This is a genomic window from Microbacterium amylolyticum (assembly GCF_011046975.1).
Classification (GTDB): Bacteria; Actinomycetota; Actinomycetes; order Actinomycetales; family Microbacteriaceae; genus Microbacterium; species Microbacterium amylolyticum.
Genome location: NZ_CP049253.1, coordinates 2,426,294 through 2,439,609, shown reverse-complemented (window position 1 = coordinate 2,439,609; position 13,316 = coordinate 2,426,294). Strand labels below are relative to the sequence as shown.

Sequence of the window (13,316 nt, the reverse complement as noted above, 5' to 3'; positions counted from 1 at the left end):
AGGCATACCCGCACGTACACAGCCGCCCGCCCACACGAGGGGTCCTCGTCTGGGCGGGCGGCTGTGGTGACGGGCAAGGTCCTCTCGCCCTCAGCGTCGCGTGCGCATGCGCCACAGGAGCCAGAGGAAGTACGGGGTACCGATCACCGCGGTGGCCAGGCCCGCCGGCAACTGCGCCGGGGCGATCGCTGTCCGGCCGATCGTGTCTCCCATAACAACGAGCGTTGCGCCGAGCATCGCCGCAAGCGGTAGCACCCTCGCATGCCGTTTGCCAATCATCAGTCGCGCCGCGTGCGGAGCCACCAATCCAACAAACGAGATGACACCAACAGAAGCCGTCGCCACCGCCGTGAGCACAACGGCGATCGCAATGTGCAGAATCTGCGTGCGACCGAGATCGATTCCGAGCGTGCGCGGTGTGGTGTCGTCAAACTGCACGAGATCCAGATCACGGCCCGTTCGCGAGAGCACGACCCCTGCCGCCACGAGGACGACCAGCATCGGGAGCTGGTGCATGAGCGTCGCGCCATACGTCGATCCGCCGAGCCACGTGATCGCCAGCGTCTGGTTAAACGGGTCCGTGCGAACGATGAGCAGTGTTGTCAACGCGCCTGCCGCCGCCCCCACACCCACACCGACGAGAACCGTTCGGGCCGGAGACGCGCTGCGTCCCGTGCCCAGAACGAAAACCACAACTGCCGCGAGCGCAGCACCGAGGAGCGCCCCGCCCAGCGTCGACACGAAGCCGACGGAAGGAGCCGTGACGATCACCGCGACGGCTCCGAGCCCCGCGGCTCCGGAAATTCCGAGGATCCCGGGGTCGGCGAGCGGATTCCTTGTGACGGTCTGCACAAGGCAACCAGCGACGGCCAAGCATGCGCCAGCAAGCGCTGCAGCAAGGACGCGGGGCGTTCGCGTTTCCAACACGATCTCGATGTGAACCGAGGCGACTCCTCGCATCCAGTTCGTGACATCGCCGAGCAAAAGCGGGGTATCACCCAGCAGCGCACCGGTGACCGCGACGCCGACAAGAGCGATCGCGGCCGCGCCCATCACGACAGCCGGAAAGCGTCGCCCCCACCGCGTCCCCGCGCGCATTCCCGCGATGGCTTCGGAGGACACACCGGTGCGCACCGACTGCGCGAGCGCGATGAGGAAGATCGCTCCGATTAGGCCGTGTTGCTAAATCCATTGGAGGGCCGCGGAGAGGCAGAGTCCGGCCGCGTATGAGCGGGCGGTCTTGTCGTAGCGGGACGCGAGTGCTCGCCACTGCTTGACGAAGCTGAAGCATCGCTCGATCACGTTGCGGCCCTTGTAGCGCTCCTGCTGCTCGTCGCCGAAGTCGATCGGCCTGCCTCGCTTCTTGCGACGCTTCGCGATCTGGTCATCGCGCTCGGGGATCGTGGTCTTGATGCCGCGCTCGCGCAGCCAGGCCCGGTTCTTCTTCGACGGATACCCCTTGTCCGCGATCACGCGGTCGGGACGCCGGCGTGGACGGCCGCGTCCGGGGACGTGGATCTCGTCGAGTGGGTGAGCAGGTCGTCCCAGACGCCGTCGCTCGCCCATCGGCGGAAGTTCTTGTAGATCGTGTTCCAGTTCCCGAACCGCTCGGGCAGGTCCCGCCAAGCCGAGCCCGTTAGGAGTCGAGCGCGACGATCCGAATGTCGGAATAGTCGTAGCGAGCGTCTTCGGCGTTGGCCTGTTCGGCGAGCGCCTTCGCGAACCACACCGTCCAGTCCAATTCGTTCTGCTGCCACTGCCGGCCGCGCACCTCGTTCTGCGATGGCGACATGTAGGTGAACTCGATACCGAAGGTGTCATAGGCGGCCTCCATGGTTTCGAGATACCACGCGAAGCACTTGTCGTAATCGCCCTCCGTCCATGACGGTTCCGCCCAGCGCAACGCTTCGACGTTTATGTCGGGGTTGATCGTGCGCGCGTCCGCGACGAGGTGGAACCCGGCCCCGCGCAGCACGTCCGCCGGCTCGTCTTCTGCGCGCTTGGTCGCCGGTTCGGCTCCCGAGGACGTGTCGACATCGCCGCCGAGCTCGAGCTTGATGTGGTTCAGTCCCGCGCCGGTTTCCTCGTCGAAGATCGCGTGAAGGATGTTCCAGTAGACATCCGGGTGCTCTTCTTTGTAGTCGACCAGCAGGCTGGAGGTGTTGTTCGCCGAGACGGCTCCGAACCCACCGAACGTGTTGAACGGGGCTCCCGCCTCGTCGCGCTCGACGTCGTTTCCATCGACGATGATCTCTTGCCAGTCGATGAATCCCGGAGCATCCGATGCCGTCCCCTCGAGCGACATGTTGTTGACCTTGACGTAGGAGCCGGGCGTCTGGAAAACCACGCGGATTCCGGTTGCGTCCGGGGCGTCTACCGTGAGCTCGACGCGCCCGCCCGCGGGCGGCTGTTCGCTGGCGAGCTCGGTCCAGACGCCTTCAGAATCCCGCGCTTCCACCTGGAAGGACTGTGTTGTCCCTTCAATAATCGAAAACGACACGGAGCTGATGTTCCATGCGCCCGAGAAACCGGCCGTCAGGACGGCTTGCGCCGGGGCTCCTTGGTTCGGCGCCCAGGTGGACCAGGACGTCGAAGCTTTGCCATCACAGACGTTGCTCGCGGAATAGCTCGCACTTTCTGTGAACGATGCCGAAAGCCTTGTTCCCGAAGCAGAGCAGACGTCGACGACGGCATCGGCCGCAATCTCAACGGCCGCGGAGGCAGCGGGACGATGCCGAAGGCCCCCATGGACAGGGCCGTCGCAGCGCCGAGGGCCGATATCGGCACCAGCGATCATTTTCGATCATCTGCGCGGTCACACCGCGCACAAGGTCCTCAGCTCGCGACGAGAATCCCGAGAACGACGACGCCGGCGATCACCACGCCCGTCAGCGTCAGAAACGCAAAAACGATTCCCGCCATTGCTCCGCGGTCCTTGCCGTCGCGACGCAGACCCTTCGGCCCCGAGGGAAGCAGCTCAGCCGCGGCGGCGCGACGCTCTTCCAACGGCGACAGCTTGTCTCGCACACGATCCGCTAGCGCGGCCTGCGCATCACTCGTGTACTCACTCAGAAGCCTCGCCCTGCCCTCGGGCGTTCTCAGCGCCTCCGACTCGGCGAGAAGACGATCCGCAACGGGATCCGTGATCCCAAATTTCTCGGTTGCGTCACCCTTGACGTGGACGCCAAGTTCCCGCATTGCGGCAATACGCCCCTCCTCGCTGGACAGCTGGCGCACCTGCTCTAGCATCTGCGCCGCCTCGGGATCGCTCTCGAGCGCCGTTGCGAATCGGTGAGGGTCGCCGCCTTTCATCACATCAGCGCTCGCATCCGCCGCGCGATCGAGAATCGACGAACGTCGCTGCTTGTCCTTCGCCAGCTCCGCGATGCGCTCTGCGGTCTGATGCCACGGCATCGAAGAGGCCGATGGCGTCGGTGTTGTGCCCGTTTCGAGCTTGTCGCCGTTCTGCGCCATCGGTCTCTCCTCTGTTGTCATTCGACGTTAGCCGAAGAACACTCCTGCGAGTGCCTTCTTGCCGCGGCGAAGAACCGCAACACTGCCCGGCAGGCTTCCCTCGACAACGGCATCATCCGATGCCACCTTTTCACCGTTGACGGACACACCACCCTGTTTGATGGCACGCCGTGCCTCGGACGCGGACGTCACGAGTTCCGTTGCGACGAGCGCATCGATCACGGATGTTCCCTCGGTCAGCGTGGCGTTCGGGAGCTCAGCAAGCGCCGCCGCCAGCGTGCCGGCGTCGAGCGACCCGAGATCCCCCTTGCCGAAGAGCGCCTCGCTCGCCGCAATCGCCTTGACAACGGCGTCGTGTCCGTGCGCGAGCGTAGTTGCCTCGAGAGCAAGCCGCTTTTGCGCCGCCCGACGGAAGGGCTCGTCAACGACGAGCTGTTCGTACTCGCTGATCTCGGCGCGCGTGAGGAAGGTGAACACCTTCAGGCGCTCAATCACATCGCGATCGTCCGTGTTGAGCCAGAACTGGTAAAACGCGTACGGGCTGCACATATCGGGATCGAGCCAGATCGCGTTGCCCTCGCTCTTGCCGAACTTCGTCCCGTCGCTGTTGGTGATCAGCGGTGTTCCGATCGCATGCACCGAAACACCCTCAACGCGGTGAATGAGGTCGGTTCCGCTGGTGAGGTTGCCCCACTGATCGCTGCCACCGGTCTGCAAAACACAGCCGAAACGGCGGTACTGCTCGAGGAAGTCCATTCCCTGCAGCAGCTGGTAGCTGAACTCGGTGAAGCTAATGCCGGCATCCGAGTTGAGGCGCGCGCTGACGGCGTCCTTCTTCAGCATCGTGCCGACGCGATAATGCTTCCCCACATCCCGCAGGAAGTCGATCGCCGACAGCCCCTGCGTCCAGTCGAGGTTGTTCGTCATCCGCGCGGCGTTATCGCCGTCGAAGCTCAGGAAGCGCTCGATCTGGGCGCGAAGACTCTCTACCCACTCCTCGACCGTCTCCTTTGTCTGCATCATGCGTTCAGACGTCGGACGGGGATCGCCAATCAGCCCCGTTGCGCCGCCGACAAGACCCAGGGGCTTGTGACCGGCGAGCTGGAGTCGACGCATCAGCAGCAACTGCACCATATGACCCAGGTGCAGGCTCGACGCCGTCGGATCGAAACCGCAGTAGTAAACGATCGGCTCTCCGCCGAGAAGCTCGCGAAGCGCGCCCTCATCGGTGGAGACGTGAATGAGCCCACGCCAGACGAGCTCGTCCCACACATTCTCAAAGCTCGGGTCGTTGGCCTGCGCGGCAACAACCGCAGACGTTTCGCTCATGGGGTCCGATTCTCCTCACGGGTCAGGGCATGGAACGCGGCCTGAGCGCGTGTAGCCAGCTCGGCTCGCTGCTCAGTGACCCGCACGGGGGCAGTGCCGCCAACACCGGAGCGCGATGCCACGGATCCCTCGATCGTGAGCACCTCACGCACACCCGGCTTCAGGTGTTCCGAGACATCGGTGAGAAGCGCATCGTCTGCCTCCTCCAGGCCGATTCCTCGGTCTTCGCACGCACGAACGAGCGCACCCGAGATCTCATGCGCGTCGCGGAACGGAACGCCCGTTTTCACCAGCCATTCGGCGACGTCGGTCGCCAAAGAGAAGCCTTCGGGGGCGAGTTCGGCCATCCGCTCGGTGTGGAAGCGCAGTGTGGCGACCATGCCGGTGAACGCGGGCAGCAGCAACTCGAGCTGTTCAACGGAGTCGAAAATCGGCTCCTTGTCTTCCTGCAGGTCACGGTTGTAGGCCAAGGGAAGCGCCTTCAGCGTTGCAAGCAAGCCCGTCAGGTTCCCGATGAGCCGCCCCGACTTTCCACGAGCAAGCTCGGCGATGTCGGGGTTTTTCTTCTGCGGCATGATGCTGGAACCGGTGGAGTATCCATCGTCGAGCGTGACGAAGTCGAACTCTCGCGTGTTCCAGATGATGATCTCTTCCGCCATGCGCGAGAGGTCGATACCGATCTGCGCGGCGATGAAGGCGAACTCCGCGACGACATCTCGTGAAGCGGTTGCGTCAATCGAATTCTCTGCTGGACGGTCAAGGCCCAGCTCGGAAGCGACAAGGGCCGGGTCCAGCCCCAGAGTAGAACCGGCAAGAGCGCCGCCGCCGTACGGCGAGACACCGGCGCGCTCACGCCAATCGCGGAGGCGCTCGATGTCGCGCACCAGCGGCCAGGCATGTGCCTGCAGCTGGTGAGCCAAGAGCACCGGCTGCGCGTGCTGAAGATGGGTACGTCCGGGAAGAATCGCCTCGGGATGCGCCTCGGCCTGCGCGACGATCGCGTCAATGAGCTGCAGCAGCTCGCGCCCAATGACCTCGGCGTGATCGATCAGGTACATCCGGACGAACGTCGCGATCTGGTCGTTGCGGCTGCGACCCGCGCGCAGACGCCCGCCAAGCTCCTGGCCGACCTCGTCGAGGAGCAGCTGCTCCATCGCACCGTGGACGTCTTCGTCCGCCTGGCGCGGCTGAGCCTCACCCGATCGCACTTTCTGCGCCAGTCGCTCGAGCCCCGCGTGCATCTCGCGCGCATCGTCCGCCGACAAATACCCGGCACGTTCCAGAGCCGTCGTGTGCGCATGCGAACCACGGATGTCATACAGCGCGAGCTTCCAATCGAAATGCGTCGATCGGCTCAGCGCCTCGAGCGCGGGGCTCGGGCCGGATGCGAATCGACCGCCCCACAGGGCGCCGTCGTTCGTACCGTGTGCGGTGGTCTCAGACTCAGGCGTACTCACGCCCTCCAGCCTAGTCTCGTGTGTCCGAACGTCGGGCACGCCCAGCGCTCTCGGGAACGATGGCGCGCGCTGTGACCGCGAGCACCCATTCCAACGGCCCCCGCCCCACCAGCCAGGCCCACGCCGAGCAGGCCAGCAATATTCCCACCGTCAACGGCCAGAACGGCTCCAGGGCGACGAATCCAGCGATCGGGTCCACGAACTCCGTTCGGGCCTCCTCCCGCCAGATCCAGATGTTCCACACCATCAGCTGCGCCACATATGCCGTCAGCGGCATCGACCCGATCGCTCGTATCGGCCAGACGAAATAGCGCACGGGAGTGCGGCACATAAGAACGCACCCGGCGATGATCGCCACGGCAAGCCCGCCTGTCCCGACCGCCTCGCCGATACCGCCCGAGTGCGGCGCAGCGCTCAGTACGGGCCAGGCCTGTTCCCGTGCGCCGATCACATATCGCCCCAGAACCGCCAGCCCGGAGCCAACCATCACCAGGGCGATGGCGACACGGGGACGGCTCATCCGGGCACGGCCAATCGCGATTCCCGCCGCGATAAACGCGATCCACAGGACGAACGGATAGTGCCATCCGAGAAGGTCCGCCGCGAGATCGGAACCCGGCATCGCCCAGACCGCGGAGTCATTTATCGCGTACACGACAAAAGGCATGACGATCGCCGCCGTCACCGAGGTAGCGATCACCACTCCGGTCCGCAGCCTCAGCAGCGGTATCGCCACAAGAAACAGCACGCCGTATGCCGGAAGGATGACATACACCGGAACCGGCGTGAACACGAGCAGAACGCCGATGATCCAGATCATGACGGCACGCACAACGATCCGCCAGGAAGCGCCGGTCATCGCCGCGCCCCGCAAGCGCCTGTTCCCGCCCGTCAACAACGCGAGGGAAACCCCCGCGAGCGTGGCGAAAAGGATCGAGGAGGTGCCATTGACGGCCTGGACCCAGGTGGCGGGATCAGACCAGGTGAACGCCTCGGTCGGCATCGTCACAACATGCGCGGCAAACATGCCAAAAACCGCGAGCCCGCGCGCCAGATCGACGCCGGACTCGCGGCCGGGTGCGTCAAGAGAAGCTCGACGCAAAAAACGCATCGGACCTACGCCGACTGCTTCTGCTGACGCAGCAGCCACACCAGCAACGCCTTCTGGGCGTGCAGACGGTTCTCCGCCTCGTCCCAGATCACGCTCTGCGGTCCGTCGATCACCTCGGGATCCACCTCATAGCCACGATCTGCCGGCAGACAGTGGATAAAGATCGCCTCGGGGTCGGCCAGAGCCATCAGCTCCTGTGTGACCTTGTAGCCTCCGAGGTCGCGGAGACGCTCAAGCTTCTCCTCTTCCTTGCCCATCGACACCCAGGTGTCGGTGACCATAACGTCGGCGCCCGCAGAGGCTTCGATAACGTCAGTCATTAGCGTGACCGATCCGCCCGTCTCCTGAGCGATGCGGTCAGCGTCAGCAATCACATCGGCGCGGGGCGCGTACGACTCGGGGCTCGCGACCCGCACGTGCATGCCCGCCATGACCCCGGCGAGCACATACGAGTGCGCCATGTTCGACTTCCCATCGCCGAAGAAGGTCATCGTCAGGCCCTGTGTCGCGCCCTTGTGCTCGCGGATCGTCAGCACATCGGCCAGCAACTGGCACGGGTGGAAGTCGTCACTCAGCGCGTTGATGACGGGAACAGTTGTTCCCTCCGCCATCTCCTCGAGACCCTTCTGGGCATATGTGCGCCAGACGATCGCGGATACCTGACGCTCGAGAACGCGAGCCGTGTCGCTCGGGGTTTCCTTCCCGCCGAGCTGGCTGTTGGCCGTCGAGATGATCAGCGGCGAGCCGCCGAGATCCGCGATTCCCACGGCGAACGACACGCGCGTTCGCGTTGACGACTTGTCGAAAACGACCGCAACGGTCTGTGGGCCCGCGAGTATCTTCTCGGCCCAGCGATTCTTCTTCAGCTCGGCCGCAAGATCGAGGATCTCGGACTGCTCTGCCGGCGTGATGCTGTCGTCACGCAGGAAATGACGGGTCATGCTGTTGCCTCCACGGGGTGCTCCTCGCGAACGGCGGCGAGGGCCTGTCCGAACACATCGAGGAATTCGGTGATCTCGCTCTCCCCCACCGTGTAGGCGGGAGCAATTCGGATGACATCGGGCGCCGGAGCGTTGATGATCAGGCCGAGCTTGAGGGCCTCGGCGGCAATATCGGCGGCAACCGGCTCGGACAGCGTGATGCCAACGAGAAGGCCGGCACCGCGAGCGCCGGTGACGAAGGGAAGGTCGACCACGCTCGTGCGCAGCTCTTCACCACGGGCACGAACGTTCTCCAGCAGGTTTTCGCTCTCGATATAGCCGAGCACAGCGTTCGCCGCAGCGGATGCCAGCGGGTTTCCGCCGAAGGTCGAGTTGTGCATCCCGGGGGCGAACAGTTCGCTGGCGGCGCCGAAGGTGATCAGACCACCCATCGGGAATCCCGCCGCGATGCCCTTCGCGAAGGTCACGGCATCCGGCACGATGTCTTCGTGCTGGAACGCGAACCACTGGCCGGTACGACCCGAACCTGTCTGAATCTCGTCCAGGATCAGCAGCGCGTCGTTCGCCGTTGTCAGCTCACGTGCGCGGCGCAAGAAGCCGTCCGGAAGCTCGACGACACCGGCCTCACCCTGAATTGGCTCGATGAAGATCGCCGCGACGTCACCCGCTGCGAAGGCAGCTTCCAACGCCTCGATCGTGCGGCCGACAGCGCGCGTGCCGGGGACGAGAGGGGCGAAGGGATTCTGATAGGCCGCCTTTGGGGTCAGCGACAGGGCGCCCATCGAACGGCCATGGAACGCGCTGTCGAGGTGCAGAATCGTCGTCTTGCCCGTTTTCTGGCCGTGCAGTCGCGCCAGTTTGAACGCCGTTTCGTTGGCCTCGGTGCCCGAGTTCGCCAGGAACACCCGCCCCGCATCGCCCGTTCCCGCCAGGCGCTTCAGGCGCGCTGCCAGCTCCAGCTGTTGCGGCGTTGTGAAGTAGTTCGACACGTGAACGAGCTTCGTCGCCTGCTCGGCGATCGCCTCGGCCAGCACCGGGTGGGCATGACCGAGGCAATTCGTGGCGATACCGCCGAGAAAGTCGAGGTAACGGTTTCCGTCCGCGTCGTAGATGACGGAGCCGGAGCCGTGCGTGAACATTCGGCCGCGCGAGCCCAGACTCATCAGGTCGCGCTCTGCCGCCTGGGTCCAGTCGTTCGTCATGATGCGACGACCTCCGTTCCGATTCCGTTGCTGGTGAAAAGTTCCACGAGGACCGAGTGAGGCACCCGGCCGTCGATAATCGATGCCTTCTGGACGCCGCCGTCGACGGCGTCCAGGCACGCCTGCATCTTCGGAATCATGCCGGACTCCAGCTTGGGCATGAGGTCCCGAAGCTCGGACGATGTCAGGTGGGAGACGAGCGAATCACGGTTCGGCCAGTCGGCGTACAGACCGGGAACGTCCGTGAGGATCACCAGCTTCTTTGCGCCGAGAGCGCGCGCCAGCGCCGACGCAGCGGCATCCGCGTTGATGTTCAGGGTGTGACCGGGGTGATCGAGGTCGGGCGCAACGCCGGCAACGACGGGGATGCGGTCGGCCCTCAGGTGGTCGAGAACGGGCGTCGGATCCACCGTCTCAACGTTGCCAACGCGGCCAAGGCTCTCTTCGATGCCATCGATCATCACACCGCGACGACGTCCGCCAAACAACGCGGCATCCTCGCCCGAAATACCCACAGCGAACGGACCGTGCGAGTTAATTTTGGCCACGAGCTGCGGGTTGATCTGCCCCGTCAGCACCATACGCACAACGCTGATCGCCTCTGTCGAGGTGACCCGGTACCCGCCCTTGAACTCGCTCGGAATGGCCAGGCGATCGAGCATGCTCGAGATCTGGGGCCCGCCACCGTGAACGACAACCGGCTTGATACCGACATAGCGCAGATAGGCGATGTCTTCCGCAAACGCCTCCTGCAGCTCTTCCGAGATCATGGCGTTGCCGCCGTACTTCACGACGACAATCTGATCGCGGTATTGCTTGAGCCACGGGAGCGACTCGATCAGAGTAGACGCCTTGAACTCGGCTTCTTCGGGGCTTGTCTGTTGCAAGTCAATGGGTGTCATGAGCTGTATGCGCTGTTTTCGTGAACGTAGGCGTGCGTGAGGTCGTTCGTCATCACCGTCGCGGAGGAATCGCCCGAGAACAGCTCAACGAGGACATGGGTGTCGCGCGGAGTGAGATCGACGTCTTCGCGCGGGCGGTCGGGGCCACCCTGTGTGCACACCCGGACGCCGTTCATCGTGACATCGACGTTGTACGGATCGAACACCGCATCCGTTGTGCCGATCGCCGCAAGAACACGTCCCCAGTTGGGATCGTTTCCGAAGATCGCCGTTTTGAAGAGGTTGTTGCGCGCCACCGAGCGTGCGACCGTGACGGCGTCGTCCTCCGTCTCCGCGCCGCTGACCTCGATGCGGATGTTGTGGCTGGCGCCCTCGGCATCGCCCATGAGCTGGGTGGCCAGATCGAGGCACAGCTCCGTGAGGGTGTCGGCGAACACGTCGAGATCGGGGCTGACGCCCGAGGCGCCCGACGCGAGAAGCGTGACCTGGTCGTTGGTGGACATCGCACCGTCGGAGTCGAGGCGATCAAAGCTGACGCGCGTCGCCCGGCGCAGCGCTGTGTCCGCCTGCTCGGCGGTGAGAACGGCATCGGTGGTGACCACCACAAGCATTGTCGCCAGGCCCGGTGCGAGCATTCCCGCGCCCTTGGCCATTCCGCCGATCGTCCACCCGTCACGGTCGCGCACCGCTGTCTTGGGGACGGTGTCGGTGGTCATAATCGCGCACGCGGCGTCCTCGCCGCCATCATCAGAAAGCTGCGCGATCGCCCGTTCCGTTCCCTGCAGAACCTTCTGACGGAACACCTCGTCGCCGACACCGATCAGACCCGTCGAGCACACGACGACGTCGCCCGATGAGACATCGAGCAGTTCCGCGGCCTTCTCCGCCGTGAAGTGCGACGTTTGAAACCCAAACGCGCCGGTAAAGCAGTTGGCGCCGCCGGAATTGAGAACGACGGCCTCGACCCGACCATCCATGACAACGCGTTCCGACCACATGATCGGATTGGCCTTCGCACGGTTCGAGGTGAATACAGCGGCCGCGGTCTTGTACGGGCCACGGTTGACCACAACGGCCACATCGGGCTTGCCGGTCGACTTCAGTCCGGCGGCAACGCCGGCTGCCTCGAATCCTGCGGGTGCGGTCACGCTCACGGCGCCACTCCGTTCACGGTGAGTGCCGTTGCCTCGTCGAGGCCAAGGGCGATGTTCATGGATTGGATCGCGGCTCCGGCCGTGCCCTTTGCGAGGTTGTCGACCGCCGTGACGACAACAACACGATTCGCCGCGCGGTCAATCGCCAAGCCGATGAGCGCCGTGTTCGCGCCGACCACGTCTGCGGTTCGCGGCATCGCCCCTGCGGGAAGGAGCTGGACGAAGATCTCGTCGCCGTATGCCGCCTCCCACGCATCGCGGATCTGAGCGTCGGTGACACCATCAGCGATCGGCGCGGTGGACGTTGCGAGAATGCCGCGAGCCATCGGCACGAGAACGGGAGTAAAGGAGATGCGCGGGTCGGTGGCGCCCGCGGCGCGCAGCGCCTGCTGAATCTCGGGAATGTGACGGTGCGTTCCGCCAACGGCATACGGCGTGGCGGTTCCCATCAGTTCGCTGCCCAGGAGGTTCGTCTTGAGGCTCTTGCCCGCGCCCGATGGTCCAACCGCCAGAACGCTGACGATGTCTGACGAATCGATCACACCGGCCGCGACACCCGGCGCCAGGCTGAGTGACACGGTGGACGCATTACACCCCGGCGCCGCGATCCGCGTTGCGCCCCGAAGCACCTCGCGCTGTTTTCCGCCGGGAACGATCAGCTCGGGGACGCCGTACGTCCACGGCTCATTAAAGCCGTCGCCGTAAAACGCGTTCCAGTCGGATTCGCTCGTGAGACGGTGATCGGCGCCAGCGTCGATCACGAGCGCTGCATCGCCGAGAGCGTGCGTGTACTGACCAGACTGCCCGTGGGGCAGGGCAAGGAACACCACGTCATGGCCGGCAAGCACCTCGGGCGTTGTCGGCTGCAATTCCAGATGACGCAACGATCGCAGATGCGGTTGGTGCTGGATCAACGGGTCGCCCGCACTGGAGTGTGCGGTGACCGTGCGAATCTCCGCATCGGGGTGCTGCGCGAGCAGGCGAAGGATCTCGCCTCCCGCATAACCGGAGGCGCCGGAAACGGCGACCGAATACGTCATACCCTCTACCTTATTCGCCTCTCGCCGTGTGCCTGTGAAACGCCAGCGTTCCGGAGCCCGTCTGACGCTCGAAATCACCCCGATCAGTCGCGCTGCGTCGAGCGTGCGATCGCCGTTGCGTGAGCGATGACCGCGTGCCGACGCGTGGCCGCATCACGCATCACATCGGACAGCCTCACGAGGTTCCACTCGGCCAGAACGAGGGAGGTCACGGAGAACAACACTTCTCCCGCCACCCGATCGCACGCCCACGGCATCGCCCTGCGGATTCCCCTCTTCTTGTCGGCGCACATTTTTCGTCGCCGATCAGCCGACGCGGCTTCGTCCATTTCGAGGCTTTCCCAGGCAAGCAACCGTGCTGTCTCGGGGGATTCCCGAAAGCGGTCGAAGAGCGCCCCGGCATACGCCCCGAGCGCCTCGGGCCCCTCGCCGTCGATAGCGATGTCGTCGAGCAGGCGTGACAGGCGGTCAGCGAGCACCGCCTCGTACAACCCGTGCTTGTTGCCGAAGTACTGGTACACGCGCTCGGCGCTGATCCCGGCCTCGTTGGCGATTCCCTGTATGCGCGCTCCCGCATACCCTTTGGCCGCGAATTGCGTCGCACCGGCCGCGAGGAGGCGGGCCCGCGTTTCTTCTGTGTTCCAGGCCACGTGCTCACCCTACGCCGATATCCAAATATTCATTTGGTGAAAGTACGATTGACCGT

General features: G+C 64.6%; 13 protein-coding genes and 1 pseudogene. All 14 read right to left on the bottom strand.

Annotation, left to right across the window (positions count from 1 at the left end; translation table 11 throughout):
* Window positions 1-90 precede the first annotated feature (90 nt).
* The 14 genes and pseudogenes from G6N81_RS11765 to G6N81_RS11700 all read right to left on the bottom strand — a co-directional run bounded on the left by G6N81_RS11765 (window position 91) and on the right by G6N81_RS11700 (window position 13,260).
* On the bottom strand, window positions 91-1,122 hold the full coding sequence (locus G6N81_RS11765) for an iron chelate uptake ABC transporter family permease subunit (RefSeq protein ID WP_165137251.1): 1,032 nt from the start codon (window positions 1,120-1,122) through the stop codon (window positions 91-93).
* Window positions 1,123-1,182: 60 nt separating this feature from the next.
* Complete coding sequence (locus G6N81_RS11760) at window positions 1,183-1,566, bottom strand: transposase (RefSeq protein WP_241244977.1); 384 nt, start codon at window positions 1,564-1,566, stop codon at window positions 1,183-1,185.
* Window positions 1,536-1,727, bottom strand: a pseudogene (locus G6N81_RS12995) (transposase); the annotation flags it as partial. The pseudogene G6N81_RS12995 and the gene G6N81_RS11760, both read right to left, overlap by 31 nt.
* On the bottom strand, window positions 1,637-2,797 hold the full coding sequence (locus tag G6N81_RS12800) for a glycoside hydrolase family 30 protein (protein ID WP_241244976.1): 1,161 nt from the start codon (window positions 2,795-2,797) through the stop codon (window positions 1,637-1,639). The gene G6N81_RS12800 and the pseudogene G6N81_RS12995, both read right to left, overlap by 91 nt.
* Before the next feature lie 38 nt (window positions 2,798-2,835).
* Complete coding sequence (locus G6N81_RS11745) at window positions 2,836-3,474, bottom strand: hypothetical protein (protein ID WP_165137242.1); 639 nt, start codon at window positions 3,472-3,474, stop codon at window positions 2,836-2,838.
* A 27-nt stretch (window positions 3,475-3,501) separates the two neighbouring features.
* Window positions 3,502-4,803, bottom strand: coding sequence for a tyrosine--tRNA ligase (tyrS, locus tag G6N81_RS11740; protein WP_165137239.1), 1,302 nt, complete (start codon window positions 4,801-4,803; stop codon window positions 3,502-3,504).
* Window positions 4,800-6,260, bottom strand: coding sequence for an argininosuccinate lyase (argH, locus tag G6N81_RS11735; protein WP_165137236.1), 1,461 nt, complete (start codon window positions 6,258-6,260; stop codon window positions 4,800-4,802). The genes tyrS and argH overlap by 4 nt, the downstream gene beginning before the upstream one ends.
* A 10-nt stretch (window positions 6,261-6,270) precedes the next feature.
* Entirely contained in the window at window positions 6,271-7,371 is a 1,101-nt protein-coding gene (locus tag G6N81_RS11730) for a heparan-alpha-glucosaminide N-acetyltransferase domain-containing protein (protein WP_165137925.1), read from the bottom strand.
* 5 nt (window positions 7,372-7,376) lie between these two features.
* Window positions 7,377-8,312 (bottom strand): ornithine carbamoyltransferase, encoded by a 936-nt coding sequence (argF, locus tag G6N81_RS11725; protein ID WP_165137233.1) that lies wholly within the window; start codon window positions 8,310-8,312, stop codon window positions 7,377-7,379.
* A complete protein-coding gene (locus tag G6N81_RS11720; protein WP_165137230.1) occupies window positions 8,309-9,514 on the bottom strand; it encodes an acetylornithine transaminase in 1,206 nt (401 codons plus the stop codon). Before G6N81_RS11720 ends, argF begins: the two co-directional genes overlap by 4 nt.
* The gene (gene argB, locus G6N81_RS11715; RefSeq protein WP_165137227.1) at window positions 9,511-10,416 is read right to left on the bottom strand and encodes an acetylglutamate kinase; all 906 of its coding nucleotides are present in this window, start codon (window positions 10,414-10,416) and stop codon (window positions 9,511-9,513) included. The genes G6N81_RS11720 and argB overlap by 4 nt, the downstream gene beginning before the upstream one ends.
* Window positions 10,413-11,570 carry a bifunctional glutamate N-acetyltransferase/amino-acid acetyltransferase ArgJ gene (argJ, locus tag G6N81_RS11710; RefSeq protein ID WP_165137224.1) on the bottom strand — a complete coding sequence of 386 codons (1,158 nt, stop codon included), beginning with the start codon at window positions 11,568-11,570 and terminating at the stop codon, window positions 10,413-10,415. The genes argB and argJ overlap by 4 nt, the downstream gene beginning before the upstream one ends.
* Window positions 11,567-12,610 (bottom strand): N-acetyl-gamma-glutamyl-phosphate reductase, encoded by a 1,044-nt coding sequence (argC, locus tag G6N81_RS11705; protein ID WP_165137221.1) that lies wholly within the window; start codon window positions 12,608-12,610, stop codon window positions 11,567-11,569. Before argC ends, argJ begins: the two co-directional genes overlap by 4 nt.
* Before the next feature lie 83 nt (window positions 12,611-12,693).
* Complete coding sequence (locus G6N81_RS11700; protein WP_165137218.1) at window positions 12,694-13,260, bottom strand: TetR/AcrR family transcriptional regulator; 567 nt, start codon at window positions 13,258-13,260, stop codon at window positions 12,694-12,696.
* Between the last annotated feature and the right edge of the window lie 56 nt (window positions 13,261-13,316).